This window comes from Proteiniborus sp. MB09-C3, assembly GCF_030263895.1.
Lineage (GTDB): Bacteria > Bacillota > Clostridia > Tissierellales > Proteiniboraceae > Proteiniborus.
This window is the reverse complement of sequence record NZ_CP127161.1, coordinates 468,197-485,102: the sequence shown is the minus strand read 5'-3', so window position 1 is coordinate 485,102 and position 16,906 is coordinate 468,197. Positions and strand designations below refer to the sequence as shown.

The window sequence follows — 16,906 nt, the reverse complement described above, 5'->3', positions numbered from 1 at the left end:
AACCATTGAAAAAGGAAGAGAGAAACATATATATAGGTAATACCGATGTGGACGAAGCTAGAAACTTATATTATGAAAAATTGCCTAGACAGTTTGAATATGAGTATATACAGGTACTAGATGCATTGGGAAGAGTGACTTATGAAGCAGTATATGCTAATACTTCATCTCCTCACTATAATGCAGCGGCAATGGATGGAATACTAGTGAGATCAATAGATACAGAAGGAGCCAGCGAAGCCAGCCCTAAAGTATTAGAGCTTAATAAAGACTTTATCTATATAAATACAGGCAATCCAGTAACAGAACCATATGACGCTGTGATCATGATAGAAGATGTCATTGAATCAGAAGAGTGTAAAGTGAAAATACTTAAGGCAGCTCATCCTTGGCAGCATATAAGACCTATAGGAGAAGATATAGTGGCTACAGAAATGATAATTCCATCAAAGCATAAGATAAGACCTATAGACATAGGAGCCCTTATTTCAGGTGGAGTTCAAGCTATAAAAGTGTATAAAAAGCCTAAAGTAGGAATTATCCCAACAGGTACAGAAATAATTGATGATATCAATAGCTTGACTATAGGAAAAATACTTGATTCTAACTCAAGAGTTTTTGAAGGACTAATTGCAGAATATGGGGGGATTCCAAATAGATATTGTCCTATGGAGGATGAATACGAATTATTAAAAAGTGCAATATTGAAAGGAATAGATGAAAACGATATACTATTAATAAATGCTGGATCTTCAGCTGGAACAAAGGATTTTACAGCAAAAATAATTGAAGAGATCGGTGAAGTAATAGTTCATGGAATTGCACTTAAACCAGGCAAGCCTACAATTCTTGGAGTGGTAAAAGGTAAACCCGTTATAGGAATTCCAGGATATCCGGTTTCTGCTTATCTAGTTTTTGATACTTTTGTGAAGCCCTTAATATTAAGATATATAGGTCTTGAAGAGGAAAAAGGAGAGATTGTTAAAGCAACTGTATCAAAAAGAATTGTTTCTTCATTAAAAAACAGGGAATTAATTAGGGTAAATTTAGGGTATGTAAATAATAAGCTTGTAGCTACTCCTTTACCAGGAGGAGCAGGTGTTACTATGAGTTTAGTTAAGGCAGATGGAATAGCAGTAATATCTCGAAATTTAGAAGGTGTGGAAGCCGGAGATGAGGTTGATGTAAAGCTATTAAAGTCTTTAAGTAATATTAAAGATACTTTAGTTTCCATAGGAAGTCATGATTTAATCATGGATATAATTGCTGATATGATTAAGCTTACCTCAGGACATGTAGGAAGCATGGGTGGAATACTGTCCATGAAAAGAGGAGAATGTCACATATCGCCAATTCATCTGCTTGATGTAGAAATGGGAGAATACAATATAAGCTATGTTAAAAGGTATTTCCCGGGAAATAAAATGGCTATAATAAAAGGTGTTAAAAGGCTTCAAGGATTTATTGTAGAAAAAGGAAATAAAAGCAGAATAAAAGACTTTACAGATTTAATAAGAAAAGATATAGTTTTTGTAAACAGACAAAGAGGTGCAGGAACAAGGATATTATTAGATTATTTCCTTAGTAAGAACAATATTGATCCTTCTGATATAAAGGGATATGGTAGAGAAATGACTACACATATGGCAGTAGCTACAGCAGTTAAAACAGGATCTGCTACAACAGGCCTAGGAATTTATTCTGCTGCTAAGGCTCTGGATTTAGAATTTATTAGTGTAGGATATGAGGACTATGACTTTTTGGTCACACAAGAGATTCTAAAGGATGACAGAGTAAAGGAATTTATTGCAACCTTAAAAACAGATGAATTCAAAGAAAGGGTCATGTCTCTTGGGGGCTACGAGCTTCAAGAAATAGGAGAAGTGATTTTGATTAACTAAAGCTAATAAAGTGGGTGATTATAATGAAGGATGCATTTGGAAGAAATATTAATTATCTTCGAATATCCGTAACTGATTTATGTAATTTAAGATGCAAATACTGTATGCCTGAAAAGGGAATATGCAAGGTTGAACACAGAGAAGTGCTGTCTCTTGAAGAGATTTATGAGGCGGCCAAAATATTTGTATCATTAGGAGTAAATAAAATTAGATTAACTGGCGGAGAGCCTCTTACCAGGAAAGGTATAGTTAATCTAGTTGAAAGGCTAGGCAAGCTAGACGGAATAAAGGATTTAGCTATGACTACTAATGGTATCCTCCTGAAGAAATATGCAAAGGATTTAAAATCAGCTGGACTTAATCGAGTGAATATAAGCTTAGACACATTGGATGAGAAAAAATATTCACAGATTACAAGAGGTGGAAGACTAGGGGATGTATTAGAAGGAATTGAGGCAGCTAAATCTGTAGGACTTACACCAATAAAAATAAATGTTGTTTTAATTGGTGGATTTAATGTAGATGAGATAGAGGCTTTTGTAAATCTTACAAAAACAGAAGCGATAGATGTAAGATTCATAGAGCTAATGCCTGTAGGAGAAGCTTCAAAATGGGCTGAAGAAAACTTTATATCCAACGAAGTGATATTAGATGAAGTAAGCACTCTGGAAAAAGTAGAGCGACTAGATCCATCATCACCTGCTGTTTACTATAAGCTTCCAGGTGCAAAGGGAAGAGTGGGTATAATAAACCCTATTTCATGTAAGTTCTGTGAATATTGCAATAGGGTTAGGCTAACATCTCAAGGTAAGCTAAAGCTTTGTCTGCATTCCAATGAAGAAATAGATTTGAAAGACAAGCTAAGGCAGGGAGAGGATATAGAAAAGATAATCATGGCTGCTATAAAGCAGAAACCAGAGTCACATCATTTAGAGGATGGGCAATATATAACCGACAGTATGTATCAAATAGGAGGCTAAAAATGGAATTTACTCATTTTAATGAAAGTGGAAGGGCACATATGGTGGAGGTCAGTGAAAAAGAGGACACAAAGAGAATTGCCATTGCTACAGGCATTATCAGAATGAGGAAAGAAACGATTAAGATGATAAAGGATGGGCTTATAAAAAAAGGTGATGTTCTTTCTGTAGCTCAGATTGGGGGAATAATGGGAGCAAAAAAGACTAGTGACCTGATTCCCATGTGCCATAATATATTTTTAACAGGTGCAGATATAAGATTTAAGATTATGGAAGATAGTATAGAGATAGAGTCAGAAGTAAAGACAGTCGGAAAAACAGGGGTAGAGATGGAAGCGCTAACTGCTGTTTCTCTAGCAGCTCTTACTATATACGATATGTGCAAGGCAGTAGATAAGGATATGATAATAGAAGATATAAAGCTTATTAAGAAAACAGGTGGAAAATCAGGAGAATATGTTAGAAAAGAAGATTAGCTTAAAAGCAAAATTCATTACTATATATTTGGGTTTTTAGATGTAGACTTTTTACAGCTGTAAAGGCTTTATTCTTTGAGAAGCTAGTTTATATTATAATTGGAGAGAGGTAAGGATGATGAACAAAATAGGCAAGGTATTAGATATAAATATAAGTGAGAAAAAGGGAGTTATAAAAAAACCTATAGAAGAGGGAATTTTCATAGAGGATTTTGGATTAGAAGGAGATGCACATGCTGGCAAATGGCATAGACAAGTAAGCCTTTTAGGTATAGAGAGCTTTAATAAGATGAAGGAGCTTGGGATAGAAGGTTTAGAGCATGGTAATTTTGCTGAAAATATAACTACAGAAGGAATAATATTATACGAATTACCAGTGGGTACTAGAATGAAAATAGGAGAAACTATTCAAGAAGTAACTCAAATTGGTAAGGAGTGCCATACTGGATGTGCTATTGCTCAGAAAGTAGGAAAGTGTGTAATGCCTAAAGAAGGAATCTTTACTAAAGTTATTAAAGGTGGAGCAGTAAAACCTGGAGATATAATAGAGGTGCTATAAATAAATGAAGGCAAACTGTGAAGAGTATAACCTAAATGGCGAAGTGGCAGATATATATATAGGACATTCAAATGAAGTGACTACTAGGTCAGTTAAAGAGGGTACTTTTAAAGAAAATCAGGGACTCATAGGAGACAAGCATCTATCCCATGGAAATAGACAAGTTACTATATTTTCTGCTGAAGGTAGAAATAGGATTAATACAATAGAAGTCGATGGGTTATGTGTGAATAGGTTTTATGAAAATTTGACAATAAAGGGCTTGGATGTCAGCAAATTTTCTATTGGACAAGAATTTATTATAGGAACAGCTGCCTTTCAGGTTACTAGTCTAGGAAAGAAATGCTTTTCAGAGTGTAATATTGTAAAAAGAACAGAAGTATGCTCCCTTAAATATGGAGTTATATTTGCAAATGTAATAGCTGGAGGGACAGTTAGAGTCGGGGACAGAGTGTTAATAAAGCAGTAAAATCTTAGATATACCTGTTGTGCTAGTTAATAACAATTTTATATTAACTAATACATCAAGTTAAATATGTAAAGGGTGAAGAACATGACTGTATCAGCAGGTAATATTAAAAAAGAATATATAATGTCTTCACATGAAAGAAGCAAAAAAAGTGGGATTAGGAAGGATCAAAGAATTAGTAATAGAATAATATGTGAAGAAGAATTACAAGCAAGGCTGCTAAAGAATAGGGAATTAATACTCATTTCAGAGCCTTTTATAAATCAATTGCATAGTATTTTAAAAGGAGCAAGCTTTTTTACTATACTTACGGATGCAGAGGGATGCATATTAAGTGTTATAGGTCATGAGGAAATATTATCAGAAGCATTTGATTTAAAGATGACTCCAGGCGCCTTCATGGACGAATCCAATATAGGGACAAATGCCATGAGTGTTGCATTGCACGAAAAAAAGCCTGTTCAAGTCACAGGAGAAGAACACTATATAGCTGCCTATCATAGATGGACTTGCTCTGCTAGCCCTATTATGGACAATAACGGCAAAGTAATAGGAAGTCTTGATCTCACTGGGTATACTGACTTTGTTCATCCACATACTCTTGGAATGGTGGTAGCAGCAGTTAAAGCAATAGAAAAGATATTTGAAATAGAGGAATACAGTCATAAACTAATGATATCTAAAAACTATATTGAAACAATTATAGACTCCATGCCTATGGGGATAATAACCTCTGATTTGGATGGTAATATAAAAGGAGTAAATAAACATGCTGTAGAAATGTTTGGGTATGGCTATGATGAAATGAAAAGAATGATTATATCAGAGCTATTTAAAGGATGGCCGACCTTAAAGAATATAATTCATTCTAAAAAATCCTTTACTGATGAAGAGGTTTTTGTTAATGCTAAAACTAATAAGCTTCAATTTAATTTAAGCGCCTATCCAGTATTAGATCATAATGAAGAAATAGTTGATATTATTTATGTATTTAGTGAAGTTAAAAAGGTTAGAAGATTAGCTAATAAGATAATGGGCAGACAAGCCATATATACCTTTGACAAGATTATAGGAAATAACGAGAAATTCAAGAATGTGATGGAATTTGCTAAAAAGGTTGCAGATAGTAAATCTACTATACTAATAACAGGAGAAAGCGGTACTGGTAAAGAGGTTTTAGCTCAGTCTATACACAATTATAGTAATAGACGAGAGGAAGCTTTTGTAGCTATTAACTGCGGGGCCATACCTAGAAATTTAATAGAATCAGAGCTTTTTGGATATGAAGAAGGAGCTTTTACTGGAGCTAAGAGAAGCGGGCATCCTGGTAAATTTGAAATCGCAGATGGAGGGACCATATTTTTAGATGAAATAGCTGAGATGCCATTAGACATGCAGACAAGATTACTAAGGGTAATAGAAGAAGGAACAGTATCTCGAATAGGAGGAACAAATGAGATAATAGTGGATGTAAGAATTATTGCAGCTAGTAATAAAGATTTACAAAATGAAGTATTAAAAGGAAACTTTAGAAAAGATCTATTTTATAGGCTTAATGTTTTGCCTGTAAAATTACCTCCACTAAGAGAAAGAAGAGAAGATATTCCTCTTTTAATAGATTATTTTATGAAGAGAATATCTAGGAGACTTAATAAAAAAGAAGTATATATTTCCGACGAACAGATGATAGTTTTAAAGAAACATGATTGGTATGGTAATGTAAGAGAGCTAGAGAATTTTGTAGAACTAATAATTAACACAGAATGTGTCTCTATTCCTTTTAAAGAGAATAGCCCTCATAAAAAAGAGTTGAGTTATGAAGAAAATGATTATGAAGAAGGCAATCAAGAGGAAATGACTCTAGAACATGCTGAGAAACAGCAAATAATTAAAGCTTTAAAAAAATGTTCAGGCAATATTACTTTGACTGCTAAAACACTTGGCATAGGAAGAAATACATTATATAGAAAGCTAGAAAAACATAACATTGATTGCTCTAATATAGAACAGTGTTCCATTTAGGCACACCTTATTCTTTATAAAATGTTCCATAATGAGACACCTAAAAAGGCTTTATGATAAACACTGCTATCATAGGGTCTTTTTTGGTTGGCATGATTTATGCAATTTAAGTTAAAGATAGCTAGATCGCTAAGTTTTAGCATACTTAATTGCTTAATATATCAAGAATGGAACAAAATAAATATAGAGGAGGATGTGTATGTACGGCTACATGGGAAAAGTTTTAAGAGTAAATTTAAGCAAAAGAAAAATTGAATCAGAAGCTTTAGATCTAAAGGTAGCACAAAAATATTTGGGCTCTAGAGGATTAGGAGTAAAGACACTCATTGATGAAGTGAATCCAAAGGTAGATCCATTAAGTCCAGACAATAAGTTTATAATTGCAGCTGGAGCATTGACTGGAGCACCTGTACCTACAAGCGGAAGATATATGGTTATCACTAAGTCTCCACTAACAGGGGGAATAGCAATAGCTAACTCTGGAGGTAAATGGGGAGCTGATTTTAAAGCAACTGGGCATGACATGATAATATTTGAGGGTAAAGCAGATAAGCCAGTTTATTTGAGTATTGAGGACGATAGAGTTGAAATAAGAGATGCAGCTCATGTATGGGGTAAAACCTCAGAGGAGACTACTGAGATTTTACAAAATGAAATAAAAGATTCCAAGGTATTATGTATAGGTCCTGCAGGGGAAAACCTTTCACTTATTTCTGCTGTAATAAACGACGTGGACAGAGCAGCAGGTCGTGGAGGAGTAGGAGCAGTTATGGGATCCAAAAATTTAAAGGCAGTAGTAGTGAAAGGAACAAATAAGATTAATGTGTTTGATGAAGAAAGAGTAAAAAATGTATCTTCGCAAAAAATAAAGATTTTAAGAGAAGATCCTGTAGCAGGACAGGGATTGCCATCTTATGGTACAGCTATTCTTGTAAATATTATAAATGAAAATGGCGTATTCCCAGTAAAAAATTACCAGGAAGCTTATACTGATAATGCTGATTTAATAAGTGGTGAAACTTTAACAGAAAAATACTTAGTAAGGAAAAATGCATGTTTTAGGTGCCCTATAGCTTGTGGTAGAGTTGTAAAACTAGCTGATGGCAGTATAGTAGGTGGACCAGAGTATGAAACTATTTGGTCCTTTGGTGCAGATTGTGGAATATTTGATTACAATGCAATAAATGAGGCCAATATGCTGTGCAATGAATTTGGATTAGACACTATTTCAGCTGGTGCAACTATAGCTGCTGCTATGGAGCTATATCAAAGAGGATATATTAAGGATGAGGAAATTGAAGGAGATGGACTAAGCTTAAATTGGGGAGATTCGAAAGCTATTACAGGTTGGGTTAAAAAAATGGGATTAAAGGAGGGCTTTGGAGCAAAATTAGCACTAGGTTCGTATAGATTAGCGGAATCTTATGGTGCTCCAGAAATATCTATGACAGTTAAGAAACAGGAACTTCCTGCCTATGACCCAAGAGGGATTCAAGGACATGGAATAAATTATGCGGTAAATAATAGAGGGGGATGTCATATTAAAGGATATATGATTAACCCAGAAATCCTTGGATATCCTGAGAAGCTAGACAGACTGGCTTTAGAAGGAAAACCAGCCTATACTAAGGTATTTCATGACCTAACTGCTGTAATAGACTCCATAGGCTTATGTTTATTTACTACCTTTGGTTTAGGATTACATGATTATGTAGAAATGTATAATGCAGTTTGTGGAGATATATACAATGATGAAACCTTACTTGAAGCAGGGGAAAGAATATGGAATCTAGAGAAGCTATTTAACCTAGAGGCAGGTATATCAAGTTCAGAGGATAAGTTACCAAAGAGGTTACTTGAGGAACCTATACCTGGCGGACCTTCTAAGGGTCATGTTCATCATCTCAATGAACTTTTACCTGAATATTATGCAGCTAGAGGCTGGAATAAAGAAGGTATACCTACTGAGGAAACTTTAAAAAGATTGGGGTTAGAAGAATATATAAAATACTCAAGACTTGCTCAAGCTTAATTCGAGTCCTTAAGTAAGAAAAAGTGATTTTTTAATTCACCATAGGGAATGGCAGGTGAGAATATGATTAATGTCGAAGTAAGATTGTTTGCATATTTTAGAGAGGGAAGAGAGAAAAAGCAAATTATAACATTGGCAGAGGGCACAGAAATTTCTAATGTTCTAGATATGCTAAACATAAAAGAAGAAGAAGTAAGCATACTTCTTCTCAATGGACGAGATGGTCCTTCAGACAGAAAGCTTAAAAACGGAGATATTGTTGCATTATTTCCACCAGTGGGTGGAGGATAAAAAAGTGGCCTTTATATTTAGCCACTTTTTTATTTATTAATAATTTTAAGCCCTTGATTTGCTTTTAATGTCAGCCTTACGCTGAGGTAATATGTAGACTATATAATATAATAGCGGAATTACTATTCCTCCACCTATAATGTTTCCTATTGTAGCTGGTATGATGTTGTGTAACCACATTTGCGCCCATGAGACCTCAAAGCCTAAAAACTTTGCAAGGGGAAGGAAGAACATATTTGCAATACTGTGCTCAAAACCAAGCATAACAAAGGTCATTACGGGAAACCACATAGCTATGGTTTTTGATGCAATATCCTGTGCCCCATATGCTAACCATACAGCAAGACAAACGAGGATGTTAGCATATATGCCCTTTACAATTATCTGGGCAACTGAGGCAGACATTTTTCCAGTAGCTATAGTAAGGGCTGTTTCAGCCATTGGACCTCCTAACTTGTATGCACCAGCAAAAACTAAAGAAGCTGCGAAAATAATTGACCCAATAAAATTTCCTAAATATACAAGACTCCAATTCTTGAGCATTTGGTTAAGTGTTATTTTTTTATCAACCAAAGCCATAGTCATGAGACAGTTGCCTGTAAATAGCTCTCCTCCTGCAACGACAACTAATAGCAGCCCCACAGGAAACACAGCTCCCCCAAGAAATTTAGTAATTCCTATATCGATATCAGTAAATGTTTGCATTATAGTTATATCTGCATGCCCACCAATACTAATAAATAATCCTGCGAGTATACCTAGAATAATCATATTGACAGTAGAATGATTTGCTTTTTTAACTCCTGTAGCAATAGTAGCCTCAGCAATCTCTCCTGGTGATAAAAATGCTTTTGACATAAAAAAACCTCCTATATATTGCTAAACTATCGATACTTTATCTGTCAACAATATAACATAATAACTAGCAATTTACAAGTATATTCAGAAAATGTAAAAAATTTAGTATACAAGAAAAAAAGAAAAATATAATACTATTGACCAAGAGGCTCCCACTTCATTGAATGTAGCAATTAATTCACATTCACTGTAGAAAATATACATAGACTTTGTCCAAAGTTTATGCTAATATGTGAATATATTGTAGTAATTTAATAAATAATAATAAAAAGTATAGTACATAAGGAGGAATAAGATGCTAGTAGAAAAAACAGTTAAAGATTTTGTTGCTGCTGTGGCGAGCAAAGAGCCTGCTCCAGGTGGTGGAAGTGTATCAGCTTTAGCAAGTAGTTTAGGTGCAGCATTGACATCAATGGTTGGTAATTTAACTATTGGCAGAAAGTCGTATAATGCTTTAGAAGATAATCAAAAAGCTCAACTAGACACAAATTTCGAAAAGATTATTAAGCATGTAGAAAGATTAAACGAACTAATTGATGAAGATACAACAGCCTTTAATGATTACATGGATGCAATGAAGCTTCCAAAGGAAACGGAAGAAGAAAAGGCTGCTAGAAAAGCAGCAATGGAAGCAGCACTGAAGAAAGCAATGGAAGTCCCCCTTGATGCAGCTAAAGAGTCATTAGAAGTATTAAAGCTTCAAAAAGTATTTGCAGACTATGGAAATCCAAATGCAATTACCGACGTAGGAGTTGGAGCTTTATTAGCATGTGCTGGTTTAGAAGGAGCATTATTTAATGTTTTAATCAATCTAGGCGGAATAAGCGATGCAGCTTATGTAGGTGAATTTAGAAAGCAATGCGATGTAATACTTAAAGAAGGAAAAGATCTTAAAGAAGAAACATTAAAAATAGTATATTCTAAATTGATATAATAATAGAACTATCGTGTAAGGAGGCATAATGTATACCTCCTTACTTTTATGACCTAACCCGATTTTCTGAATGCTTCTATCAGAAAATCGTTGGTAGGTCAAACGCAACGAGCACCAAATTTATGTGAGCGATAGCGAGCAAATAAATTTGTGTAGCGAGACTGCGGAAAATGACCTAACCCGATTTTCTGAATGCTTCTATCAGAAAATCGTTGGTAGGTCAAACGCAACGAGCACCAATCCTGTTGTAGGTTTATGATAGAAGTGTCCATTAGGACCAAATTTGTGTTTCGAAACTGGGGAAATTGAAAAAACTTTTAAAGGGGGGACAAAAATGGGCAGACAAAACGGTATTACCATAGAAGATGCTTTAAATATGGAATATATGAAAAATTGTAAACTTATTGCAGGCTTTAAAGGAATTAGAAATACAATATCAAAAGTTAATGTTATGGCGGATCCTGATATTTTAAGCTGGGTAGATGAGGGCGAGCTTCTCTTAACTACTGCCTACTCTTTTAAAAAAGATAATATAGAAGAACAAAAAAATCTTATTAGGGAGTGTTCTAAAAAGAAACTAGCAGGTATTGGTATAAAAATATATCCATATTTAGAATCTCTTTCAGAAGAAGTAATAAGCTTAGCAGATGACCTAAACTTCCCTATTATTGATTTATACTATGCTACACCACTTTCTGATATAATGACTCCCTTATTTAATGAAATATTTAATAGACAAGCCTATCTATTAAAAAAGATAGAGAAAATATATGAACAATTCATGGATGCTATGCTAAGGGGAGCAAATACAAGTCAAATTGTTAAATTAATAAGCGATAGTGTAAAGAATCCAGTCTATGTAAGATTTGAATTTCCAGAAGAGATAATTACAGACTTCGATTATGTTGATGATTCAATAAAAGAGCTTTTATTAGAAAATGCTGAAAAATATTTTTCTCCTATTTCAGATAGATTAAAGGAGAAAAAATTAGAAGAGAGCAATGAGCTAATTGGTGGTAAATATATAAAAAGAATGGTTTTTCCTATAGTTGCTAAGGATAGTATATATGGACATATTGTTGCCTGGTCTATAAATACTCCATTAGGTGGATATGACTTATCTGTTCTTGAAATTGCTTCTACGACAATGGCTCTAGAAATATTAAAGGCGCTTTCTGTAAGAGAAGTTGAAAATAAATACAAATCAGAATTTTTAGATGACTTAATATCTTTGGAAGAAAAAAGGATAGAAAAAGCAATAGAAAGAGCTACATTTTTTAATATTAATAGAAAAGATAAATTTGTAAGCATAACGTTGAAAATAAAAAATAGAGAAGAAATTTCAAATAAGGTAGATATAACGTCGAGTCAAATCCAACAGTATATCACAAAAATTCACGACTTGCTTGAAAGAAATATTATTAAAGAGCTAGGCCTAAATGCAATAGTAGTAAGTAAAACCGAAAGAATTCAGATTCTATTATCTTTGAAAAAGGAAACACTGATGGAGCCCTTATTAGAAGAGATTAATAAAGGCTTTGAGGAAATCATAGACAAATTTAAAGATTTAGATTTTAGAATTGGAATCGGACGACCTTATGAAGGCTTAGAGAACTTTAACAATAGCTATCTTGATTCTGTTAAAGCTATAAATACTGGAAAGATATTAAACAATAAAACAATTACAAACTTTGAAAATTTAGGCATATTTAAAATACTATGTCAGGACCATATAGAGAATGAGTTAATTAAATTTTATAATTCCACATTAAGGCCTTTAGTTGAATATGATGAGAAGAAATCAACTGAATTAGTTAAAACTCTTGGCTCCTATTTCGAAAACAATGGAAATCTAAAGAAAATGTCAGATTCTTTATTTACTCACTATAATACAGTTTTATATAGAATTCAGAGAATAAATGAAATAACTAAAATGAGTCTAGAAAATCCTAATGATAGACTAAATCTAGAAATTGCACTTAAAATTAAGCAATTGTTAAAAAAATAAAGCGGCTAAAAATAGCCGCTTCGATCTATTCTTCTAATAGTGCAACTGCTCTTATAGGAGAGCCTGTACCTCCACGTATTCTTAGGGGAAGCCCAAAGTATAAGAAACGTTTATTAACTACTTTATCCAAGTTACAAAGATTTTCAGTATTAGTTATATTATATTCTCCACATACTAAATGTCCAGCAAAGGTTAAATCGTCTGGTGTTTGATCTATGGCTGGTGAATCCACTCCTATATTTACTACTCCTTTTTCCGCAAGCCATTTTGCCGCTTCATAGCTTAAGCCAGTATAATAATTTTCATAATCTGGAGTACCGTAGCTTCTGTTGTATAGGCCAGTATACATAAGGAATATATCTCCCTTTTCTATTGTCTGTCCAGATTTAGCTAAGGCCTTTTCTAAATCTTTTACTTCTATATAGTTAGGATATCTTATGTGGCTTAGGTCTACACAAATAGCACTGCCCCAGAAGTAATCTATAGGCATCTCAATAATATCTGCTCCTCCGGGCTTATACTCTATGACAGCATCACTATGAGTTCCACAGTGTTCACTCATGAGAAGATTTCTAGCATAAAATCCTAATGTTGGACTTCCAGTAGCTTTTTGGTTTTGCTCATGAGTTTGATTTGTCATAATAAATGTTTTCTGATGGATTCCAAACAGAGGCATTCCTTCGTAAATGTCTTGAGTCAAATCAATTAGCTTTAAACCCATTTTAATACTCCTTTCATATTTTAATTTATAACCCATTTTAGGAAATTCCTAGATTAACTTAATGTAAACCTTCCTTGAAAATGGGTTTCAAAACGCTTCCTTAATGTATTAATATTTCGATATAAAAGCCTTTCTTAAAAAATCCATACTTATACTATTTTCCACCAATAAAAATAAACATTCAATGAGATATTTTGACTAAATAAGGGGTAGAAGAATAAACAAAATACTTGTATCTAATATTGAAAATTGGCACATAATATTTTGGAAGTCTTTAATCCTTGGCAATATTATAACATAATATATTGACTTGTTTATTTGGCAAAGTCATTTATTTAATTTGGCTATTGAATATCATTATACTATTTAATCAAAAAAATTCATTCATAAAGTATTTACAAATATCTAATTCTGATTTTATTTCAAAAGAAAGTGTGAGGTTGAAAATAGCAATAAAAAAGGAAATCTTAACTATATAAATTAATTTTTGACTTAACTCAATTTTCGGAAAGTTTATGACAGGAGTGTCCATTAGGACCAAATTTATGAAGGGTAGCGAACTAATAAATTTGTGCTGCAAGACTTTTTTAGAGGATAATATTTTAAAATAGAGCATTATAGAAGATATACAAAACAGGGTGCTAAAAATCTTACGGAAACTTCTATGATTTATATAAAAATTACAAAGGTAAATGAGCCTTATTTATGGTATTATAATCTTAAAGCATATTAAATGCTGTATTTAGAGAAAAAACAACATAAAAATGCTTGTAAAGTACTTTAAAATAGAAAAGGAGGCTAACAAATGTCTTTAGAAAAACAGTATATTTTAGCAGTACCTAATTTTAGTGATGGTAGAAGAAAAGATGTAATAGAAGCAATAGTAGAAGAGGTAAGAAAAGTAGAAGGTGTGAAGCTTGTAAGCTATGAGCCAGAGCATGACTTTAACAGAACAGTAGTTACAATAATAGGAGAACCATCACCACTGAAGACAGCATTACTTAATATGGCAGCAAAATCCATAGAACTAATCAACATGGAAGAACAAAAAGGCACACATCCAAGAATAGGAGCACAAGATACAATTCCGTTATTCCCATTTAAAAATATAACAGTAGAAGAATGCGTAAAGCTAGCAGAAGAAATAGGTGAAGAACTACATAAAAAAACAGGAGTGCCAATATTCTTCGCAGCAGAAAACGCAAGAACAGAAGAAAAAAGAGCATTAGCATTCATAAGAAAAGGACAATACGAAGGACTAAAAGCACTATTAATAGAAGCAAAAGACGATAAAGAAAGAACAGCAGAATACGAATCAAGAAAACCAGACCTAAGTAAAGACGGCTTACTATCAAGCACAGCAGGAGCAACAATAGTAAGCGCAGAAGCAGAAGGACTAACAGCATACAACGTATTCCTAGCAACAGAAAATCTAGAAATAGCAAAGAAAATAGCAAAAGCAGTAAGAGGACCAAGCGGAGGATTCTCAACAACAAGAGCAGTAGGAATCAAATTCCCAGAAAGAGAAGGAGTAGTAGTATCAGTAAACATGTTTGACTGTGTAAACACTCCAATATATAGAGTATACGAACTAGTAAAACAAGAAGCTAAAAGATACGGAATCCCAGTAACAGGCTCAGAACTAGTAGGACCAGTAAAAATGGAATACTTAATAAATTCACTAGAATACTATATAGGACTAGAAGGCTTCAGAAGAAGTCAAATACTAGAAACACACCTAATGGAATAAACTAAGAATAGCCAGCCATAGGAAAAAATAAAAAAACAATAAAACCTGAGGAGGAGAATACTTAGTGAAAACAGACGTACAAATAGCACAAGAAGCAAAAATGAAACCCATATCAGAAATAGCAGAACAAATAGGCATACAAGATGAAGAACTAGAGCATTACGGAAAATACAAAGCAAAAATATCCCTAAGCGTATTCGAAAGACTAAAAGACAAACCAGACGGAAAATTAATACTAGTAACAGCAATAAACCCAACACCAGCAGGAGAAGGAAAAACAACAACAAACATAGGATTAAGCATGGGACTAAACAAACTAGGCAAAAAAACAATAACAGCCCTAAGAGAACCGTCCCTAGGACCATCCTTCGGAGTAAAAGGAGGAGCAGCAGGCGGAGGCTACGCACAAGTAGTACCAATGGAAGACATAAACCTACACTTTACAGGAGACTTCCATGCAATCACATCAGCTCACAGCCTACTAGCAGCTCTACTAGACAATCACATACATCAAGGAAATGCATTAAACATAGACACAAGAAAAATAGCATGGAAAAGAGTAGTAGACATGAACGACCGAGCACTAAGAAACATAGTAATCGGTCTAGGAGGAAGAACAGACGGAGTCCCAAGACAAGATGGATTTGACATAACAGTAGCCTCAGAAATAATGGCAATACTATGTCTATCAAACGACCTAGAAGATCTAAAAGAAAGACTAGGCAACATGGTAGTAGCATACAACCTAGAAGGAAACCCAGTAAGAGCAAAAGACCTAGAAGCAACAGGAGCACTAGCTTTAATACTAAAAGACGCAATAAAACCAAACCTAGTCCAAACACTAGAAAACACACCAGCACTAATTCACGGAGGACCATTTGCAAATATAGCACACGGCTGTAACAGCATACTAGCAACAAAAATGGCCATGAAACTAGGAGACTACGCAATAACAGAAGCAGGCTTCGGAGCAGACCTAGGAGCAGAAAAATTCTTTGATATAAAATGTAGATTCGCAGGACTAAAACCAGCAGCAGCAGTAATAGTAGCAACAGTAAGAGCATTAAAAATGCATGGAGGAGTAGCAAAAGCAGACCTAGGAACAGAAAACCTAAAAGCCCTAGAAAAAGGCATAGAAAACCTAGAAAAGCATATAGAAAACGTAGCAAAATTTGGAGTACCATCAATAGTAGCAATAAACAAATTCCCGACAGACACCCAAGCAGAAGTAGACTTAGTATTTGAAAAAGTAAAAGCACTAGGAGCAGAAGTAGCAATATCAGACGTATGGGCAAAAGGAGGAGAAGGAGGAATAGAACTAGCAAAGAAAGTAATAGAAGTAGTAGAAAACAAACAATCCAACTTCAAGCTACTATACGAAGTAGACCAAACAATAAAAGAAAAGATAGAAAAAATAGCAAAAGAAGTATACGGAGCAGACGGAGTAGCATTTACAAAAGGCGCAGAAAAAATGGCAAAGACATTAGAAGGACTAGGGTTAGACAAGATGCCAATATGTATGGCAAAAACACAATACTCCCTATCAGACGATGCAACACTACTAGGAAGACCAACAGGCTTTACAATAACAGTAAGAGAGCTAAGACTATCAGCAGGAGCAGGCTTCATAGTAGCCCTAACAGGAGAAGTAATGACAATGCCAGGACTACCAAAAGTACCAGCAGCAAACAAAATGGATATACTTCCAGATGGTACTATTGTTGGTTTGTTCTAAAAATAGTATATATGTAATCTAACAGACTTGGAGGGGAGGTTCCTCTCCAGTTTGTTGAAGTTAACAAAGAAAACGCTAACATTTGGTAAATCTTAATAACGTCTTCCAATTGAAGCAATTAAAATTAAAGAAGCTTTTCTTGAGCCACTGAATAAGCGACTTGCACGAAA

At 34.1% G+C, this 16,906-nt stretch carries 14 protein-coding genes; 12 read left to right on the top strand and 2 right to left on the bottom strand.

The features are described 5' to 3' along the window. The first annotated feature begins 5 nt into the window (after window positions 1-5). The 8 genes from QO263_RS02320 (at window position 6) to QO263_RS02285 (ending at window position 8,730) form a co-directional block, all read left to right on the top strand. A complete protein-coding gene (locus QO263_RS02320; RefSeq protein WP_285626004.1) occupies window positions 6-1,901 on the top strand; it encodes a molybdopterin biosynthesis protein in 1,896 nt (631 codons plus the stop codon). A gap of 23 nt (window positions 1,902-1,924) precedes the next feature. Next, window positions 1,925-2,881 carry a GTP 3',8-cyclase MoaA gene (moaA, locus tag QO263_RS02315; RefSeq protein WP_285626002.1) on the top strand — a complete coding sequence of 319 codons (957 nt, stop codon included), beginning with the start codon at window positions 1,925-1,927 and terminating at the stop codon, window positions 2,879-2,881. A 2-nt stretch (window positions 2,882-2,883) separates the two neighbouring features. After that, window positions 2,884-3,357: a cyclic pyranopterin monophosphate synthase MoaC gene (moaC, locus tag QO263_RS02310; protein WP_285626000.1), complete on the top strand. Its 474-nt coding sequence runs from the start codon at window positions 2,884-2,886 to the stop codon at window positions 3,355-3,357. A gap of 115 nt (window positions 3,358-3,472) precedes the next feature. After that, complete coding sequence (locus QO263_RS02305; RefSeq protein WP_502928686.1) at window positions 3,473-3,916, top strand: MOSC domain-containing protein; 444 nt, start codon at window positions 3,473-3,475, stop codon at window positions 3,914-3,916. A gap of 4 nt (window positions 3,917-3,920) precedes the next feature. Then, complete coding sequence (locus QO263_RS02300) at window positions 3,921-4,385, top strand: MOSC domain-containing protein (protein WP_285625998.1); 465 nt, start codon at window positions 3,921-3,923, stop codon at window positions 4,383-4,385. An 84-nt stretch (window positions 4,386-4,469) separates the two neighbouring features. After that, a complete protein-coding gene (locus QO263_RS02295) occupies window positions 4,470-6,407 on the top strand; it encodes a sigma-54-dependent Fis family transcriptional regulator (protein ID WP_285625994.1) in 1,938 nt (645 codons plus the stop codon). Window positions 6,408-6,606: 199 nt separating this feature from the next. Continuing rightward, window positions 6,607-8,439 (top strand): aldehyde ferredoxin oxidoreductase family protein, encoded by a 1,833-nt coding sequence (locus tag QO263_RS02290; protein ID WP_285625991.1) that lies wholly within the window; start codon window positions 6,607-6,609, stop codon window positions 8,437-8,439. A gap of 66 nt (window positions 8,440-8,505) precedes the next feature. Next, window positions 8,506-8,730 (top strand): MoaD/ThiS family protein, encoded by a 225-nt coding sequence (locus QO263_RS02285; protein ID WP_285629170.1) that lies wholly within the window; start codon window positions 8,506-8,508, stop codon window positions 8,728-8,730. 45 nt (window positions 8,731-8,775) lie between these two features. Here the strand turns inward: QO263_RS02285 and QO263_RS02280 are convergent, their stop codons facing one another. Then, the gene (locus QO263_RS02280; RefSeq protein ID WP_285625988.1) at window positions 8,776-9,588 is read right to left on the bottom strand and encodes a formate/nitrite transporter family protein; all 813 of its coding nucleotides are present in this window, start codon (window positions 9,586-9,588) and stop codon (window positions 8,776-8,778) included. Window positions 9,589-9,883: 295 nt separating this feature from the next. On the opposite strand from QO263_RS02280, the gene QO263_RS02275 reads away from it, so the two are divergent. Beyond that, window positions 9,884-10,522, top strand: coding sequence for a cyclodeaminase/cyclohydrolase family protein (locus tag QO263_RS02275; RefSeq protein WP_285625985.1), 639 nt, complete (start codon window positions 9,884-9,886; stop codon window positions 10,520-10,522). 334 nt (window positions 10,523-10,856) lie between these two features. Next, entirely contained in the window at window positions 10,857-12,530 is a 1,674-nt protein-coding gene (locus QO263_RS02270) for a PucR family transcriptional regulator (protein ID WP_285625982.1), read from the top strand. A gap of 25 nt (window positions 12,531-12,555) precedes the next feature. Here QO263_RS02270 and QO263_RS02265 read toward each other — a convergent pair whose 3' ends face one another. Further along, window positions 12,556-13,251 (bottom strand): cyclase family protein, encoded by a 696-nt coding sequence (locus QO263_RS02265; RefSeq protein ID WP_285625979.1) that lies wholly within the window; start codon window positions 13,249-13,251, stop codon window positions 12,556-12,558. A gap of 805 nt (window positions 13,252-14,056) precedes the next feature. On the opposite strand from QO263_RS02265, the gene ftcD reads away from it, so the two are divergent. Together ftcD and QO263_RS02255 are read left to right on the top strand one after the other, a co-directional pair. Next, window positions 14,057-15,001, top strand: coding sequence for a glutamate formimidoyltransferase (gene ftcD / locus QO263_RS02260; protein ID WP_285625976.1), 945 nt, complete (start codon window positions 14,057-14,059; stop codon window positions 14,999-15,001). A gap of 64 nt (window positions 15,002-15,065) precedes the next feature. Next, entirely contained in the window at window positions 15,066-16,736 is a 1,671-nt protein-coding gene (locus QO263_RS02255; protein WP_285625974.1) for a formate--tetrahydrofolate ligase, read from the top strand. Window positions 16,737-16,906 lie beyond the last annotated feature (170 nt).

Bases quoted from the DNA above. Each gene is read 5' to 3' on its own strand.
- moaA (WP_285626002.1), top strand. From the start codon at position 1,925: ATGAAGGATGCATTTGGAAGAAATATTAATTATCTTCGAATATCCGTA.
- moaC (WP_285626000.1), top strand. From the start codon at position 2,884: ATGGAATTTACTCATTTTAATGAAAGTGGAAGGGCACATATGGTGGAG.
- QO263_RS02305 (WP_502928686.1), top strand. From the start codon at position 3,473: ATGATGAACAAAATAGGCAAGGTATTAGATATAAATATAAGTGAGAAA.
- QO263_RS02300 (WP_285625998.1), top strand. From the start codon at position 3,921: ATGAAGGCAAACTGTGAAGAGTATAACCTAAATGGCGAAGTGGCAGAT.
- QO263_RS02295 (WP_285625994.1), top strand. From the start codon at position 4,470: ATGACTGTATCAGCAGGTAATATTAAAAAAGAATATATAATGTCTTCA.
- QO263_RS02290 (WP_285625991.1), top strand. From the start codon at position 6,607: ATGTACGGCTACATGGGAAAAGTTTTAAGAGTAAATTTAAGCAAAAGA.
- QO263_RS02280 (WP_285625988.1), bottom strand. From the start codon at position 9,588: ATGTCAAAAGCATTTTTATCACCAGGAGAGATTGCTGAGGCTACTATT.
- QO263_RS02275 (WP_285625985.1), top strand. From the start codon at position 9,884: ATGCTAGTAGAAAAAACAGTTAAAGATTTTGTTGCTGCTGTGGCGAGC.
- QO263_RS02270 (WP_285625982.1), top strand. From the start codon at position 10,857: ATGGGCAGACAAAACGGTATTACCATAGAAGATGCTTTAAATATGGAA.
- QO263_RS02265 (WP_285625979.1), bottom strand. From the start codon at position 13,251: ATGGGTTTAAAGCTAATTGATTTGACTCAAGACATTTACGAAGGAATG.
- ftcD (WP_285625976.1), top strand. From the start codon at position 14,057: ATGTCTTTAGAAAAACAGTATATTTTAGCAGTACCTAATTTTAGTGAT.